Genomic DNA, 980 nt, shown 5'->3' with positions numbered 1-980 from the left:
GAATGCCTTATTTTGTTGGTTTCAAGCCATTTTTCTACTTCTGTTGCTGTATATTGACTGCCCAAGTCAGTGTGTAGAATCATTCCTTCCGGAATGTGATACTTTAGTTTTGCTTTATTCAACGTTTGAATGACACAATCCACCGTCATTCTTTTTGAAAATGTATAACTAATAATTTTTTTCGTGTGTAGATCCATGATGGAAGACAAGTAACACCAGCCATTTTTCTTAGTAGGAATGTATGTAATGTCAGCCGCCCATTTCTCACAAATAGTTTTAGTAGAAAAGTCCTGATTTAATATGTTCTCTTTTGAAATAATCGCTTTATTTAACCTTTGAGGTCTAAATTTTTTTACTACAATCGATCTTAAATTTAATTGCTTCATTAGCTTTTGGACATGTTTAAGAGATACTGAAATGCCATCTTTTAATAAAACTTGATGAATTTTAGTGGCACCATAGCGCTGTTTATTCGTAAAAAAAACTGTCGAAATAGTCTCTTTCAACGTATTATTTCTGATTTCTGTAGCTGTCAATGGCTTGTTTTTATAAAAATAGTAGACACTTCTAGGGATTTCTAATAACCGACATAACAAAGAAACAGTGTAGTCCTTACACCATTTTTCAATAAACTGAATAAGCGAATTTAGGTTTTCCGAGAGAATATGGCTGCGGCTTTTTTTAAGATTTCAAGTTCCTCTTTCAAACGAGCATTTTCTTTTTTTAGTTCAGCCACTTCTTTTCCAGTCAGTCCTGTGGACTGATTAGGCAAATATAAATTCTTCCATTTGTAAATCGTCGCTTCAGATAAGCCATATTCTTTCGCCAACCCTCGAACGGAACGTCCAGTTTGATTCAGTTCAACAATCATCTGTTTAAAATTTTCTTCATATCGGGTCATAAAAAATCATCCTCTCGTAGCTAAGTTTAATTTATTTTTGTCTCTACGAAAAGTTGTCTAAGATTTAATACTAACACCA

General features: G+C 33.2%; 2 protein-coding genes. Both read right to left on the bottom strand.

Translation table 11 applies throughout. From position 1 onward, the window contains the following. On the bottom strand, positions 1 to 629 hold a 629-nt coding region (locus RV17_RS12985), incomplete at its 3' end, for an IS3 family transposase (RefSeq protein WP_249024370.1). A 17-nt stretch (positions 630 to 646) separates the two neighbouring features. Continuing rightward, on the bottom strand, positions 647 to 901 hold the full coding sequence (locus tag RV17_RS12980) for a transposase (RefSeq protein WP_071869452.1): 255 nt from the start codon (positions 899 to 901) through the stop codon (positions 647 to 649). Between the last annotated feature and the right edge of the window lie 79 nt (positions 902 to 980).

The organism is Enterococcus thailandicus (assembly GCF_001886265.1).
GTDB lineage: Bacteria > Bacillota > Bacilli > Lactobacillales > Enterococcaceae > Enterococcus_B > Enterococcus_B thailandicus.
The sequence above is the reverse complement of the archived record's forward strand: the minus strand, read 5'-3'. Positions and strand labels throughout refer to the sequence as shown.

Bases quoted from the DNA above. Each gene is read 5' to 3' on its own strand.
- RV17_RS12980 (WP_071869452.1), bottom strand. From the start codon at position 901: ATGACCCGATATGAAGAAAATTTTAAACAGATGATTGTTGAACTGAAT.